The sequence below is a fragment of the Isoptericola sp. NPDC060257 genome (assembly GCF_042726645.1).
Taxonomy (GTDB): Bacteria; Actinomycetota; Actinomycetes; order Actinomycetales; family Cellulomonadaceae; genus Isoptericola; species Isoptericola nanjingensis.
This window is the reverse complement of record NZ_JBHXAW010000398.1, coordinates 1-2803: the sequence shown is the minus strand read 5'-3', so window position 1 is coordinate 2803 and position 2803 is coordinate 1. Positions and strand designations below refer to the sequence as shown.

Sequence of the window (2803 nt, the reverse complement as noted above, 5' to 3'; positions counted from 1 at the left end):
GTCCTCGCCCTTCTCCACCTTGGCCGCCATCTTGGCGGCCTCCTCGGCGTCGAAGGCCTTCTCGGCCTGCTCGATGAGGGTGAGCACGTCACCCATGTCGAGGATGCGCGACGCCATGCGGTCGGGGTGGAAGACCTCGAAGTCGGTGAGCTTCTCACCGGTCGAGGCGAACATGATGGGGCGGCCCGTCACCGTCGCCACCGAGAGGGCGGCGCCACCGCGCGCGTCGCCGTCGAGCTTGGACAGGACGACGCCGGTGAAGTCGACGCCCTCCTCGAAGGCCTTCGCCGTGGCGACGGCGTCCTGGCCGATCATCGCGTCGATGACGAACAGGACCTCGTCGGGCTGCACGGCGTCGCGGATGTCCGACGCCTGCTGCATGAGCACCTGGTCGACGCCCAGGCGGCCCGCGGTGTCGACGATGACGACGTCGTGCTGCTTGACCTTCGCCTCGGCGACGCCGTCGCGGGCCACGCCCACGGGGTCGCCGATGACGACGTCCGTCTCCGCACCCTGGTTGCCCGGGTGCGGCGCGTAGACCGGGACGCCGGCCCGCTCGGCGACGACGGAGAGCTGGGTCACCGCGTTGGGGCGCTGCAGGTCGGCGGCGACGAGCAGCGGGGTGTGGCCCTGCTCCTTGAGCGCCAGCGCCAGCTTGCCGGCGAGGGTCGTCTTGCCGGCGCCCTGGAGGCCGGCGAGCATGATGACCGTCGGCGGCGTCTTGGAGAGCTGCAGCGGCCGGGTCTGCCCGCCGAGGATCGACACGAGCTCGTCGTTGACGATCTTCACGACCTGCTGCGCCGGGTTGAGCGCGCCGGACACCTCGGCCGACAGCGCACGCTCGCGCACCGCGGCGGTGAACTCGCGCACGACGGGCACGGCGACGTCGGCGTCGAGGAGCGCTCGACGGATCTCGCGCACGGTCGCGTCGATGTCCGCCTCGGAGAGCCGGCCCCGCCCGCGCAGGTTCTTGAACGTCGCGGTGAGCCGGTCCGACAGGGAGTTGAACACCAGGCAGGTCCTTAGGAGAGGTCGTCGTGGGGTGCGGCCACCTAGCCTACCGTCCGACGGCGAGCGCCCGACGGGCCCGCCCCATGAGGTCGTCCACGAGGCTCGCGCGCCACGCCGTCCACCCCGCCGGGCCCAGCGACGACGAGTCCGCCTCCGTGACCACGCGCACCACCTCGAGCAGGTCGCCGCGGTGCTCGAGCGCGTCGAGGAGCTCCGCCACCGTGGCCGGGTCCTCGAGGTCGGCCGTGGTGGCGAGGCGCGCGAGGGTGAGGTGGTGGCGCACGACGAGGCCGACGTCGCGCGCCATGTCGTCGCCGAACCCCGTCCGGAGCACGATGCCGGGCGCGACGCGGGCGCCCTCCACGGAGTGGTCGGGCTCGACGGCGCCGCGGCGCTTGCCGATGTCGTGCAGAAGGGCGCCGAGCAGGAGCTGCTCCGTCGGCGCCGCCGCGACGCCCCCGTCCGCCGCGACCTGGCGGCGCACCCGGACGGCGCGCGCCGCCGTCTCCACCAGGTGCCGGTCCACGGTGTGCCGGTGGACCGCGGCCCGCTGGGGGCGGTTGCGCACGGCCGCCCACTCGGGGATCCAGGTCGTGACGACGCCGGCCAGGTCGAGCGCCTCCCAGACCGGCACCTGGGCCGGCCCCGCGCCGAGCAGCGTGAGCAGCGCGGAGCGCGCGGCGGGCGGCCACGGCGCGGGCGGCGGCGGGGACTCCGCGAGCGACTGCACGGTCACGGGCGAGAGCACGAGACCGGTGCGCGCCGCGGTGGACGCCGCCCGCAGCGGCAGCAGCGGGTCCTCGGCCGGCTGCGCCCCGACGGCCAGCACCAGCTCGCCGTCGTGCTCCACGAGGCCGTCGCCCACCGACCGCAGCCGCGGCGCGGACCGGCGCCCCCGGACCATGACGGGCCGGCGGACCGCGGGGCGCTGCAGCGCCTGCCGGGCGCGGCGCACGGTGGAGTCCAGCGCGTAGGAGATCTCCCGACCGGCCTCGGCGAGGCTGGCCAGCAGCTCGTCGGGGTCGTCGTACCCGCAGCGGGCGGCCACCTCGTCGAGGTCGGCGAGCAGCAGCTTGGTGGAGCGGCGCCGCGTCACGACGTGCACCGCGTCCCGCACGTCCAGCAGGTGCGCGTACGCCCGGTCCACGCGGCCGTGCGGGCGGTCGGTGAGCCACGTGGCCGCGAGCGCCGACAGCAGGACGGCGTCGCGGATGCCGCCCCGTGACTCCTTGAGGTCCGGCTCGATGAGGTACGCCAGCTCCCCTGCGCGCTCGGCCCGGTCGCGGGCGCTGTGCAGCAGCTCGGGCAGTCGGCGGCGCGACGCCGAGCGCCAGTCGGTGAGGATCGCGGAGGCCGCGCGGTGCACGACGACGGCGTCCCCCGCCACGGGCCGCACGTCCAGCCAGCCGACGGCGGCGGGCAGGTCGGTGGACGCGAGCCGACGGGTCTGGCTCAGCGAGCGCACGGCGTGGTCGACGTCGACGCCGGAGTCCCACAGCGGGTACCAGAGCGCGTCGGCGACGCGGGCGAGCTCGTCGGGCTTGTGGGTGCGGCCGTCGTGCACGAGCACGAGGTCGAGGTCCGACAGCGGGCCGAGCTCGCCGCGGCCGAGGCTGCCGACGGCGGCCAGCGCGAGGCCCGTCGGGTCCACGTCGGCCGTGGCGGCCTGGTACAGGGGGGTGAGCCGGTCGGTGACGAGCTGCTGCAGGGCCGTGCGCCGCGCGACCCCCGATCGGCCGGGGCCCGTCAGGCCGTCGGCGGCGGCGAGCAGGTCCGCGCGCAGGGGGCCCAC

General features: G+C 75.9%; 2 protein-coding genes. Both read right to left on the bottom strand.

The window, feature by feature from the left end; translation table 11 throughout:
* The coding region (locus ACFWEK_RS20545; protein ID WP_430555239.1) for a signal recognition particle protein at positions 1-1011 on the bottom strand (1011 nt) is incomplete at its 3' end.
* Between the two features lie 46 nt (positions 1012-1057).
* Positions 1058-2803: HD domain-containing protein (locus ACFWEK_RS20540; protein WP_430555238.1), on the bottom strand; the 1746-nt coding region annotated here is incomplete at its 5' end.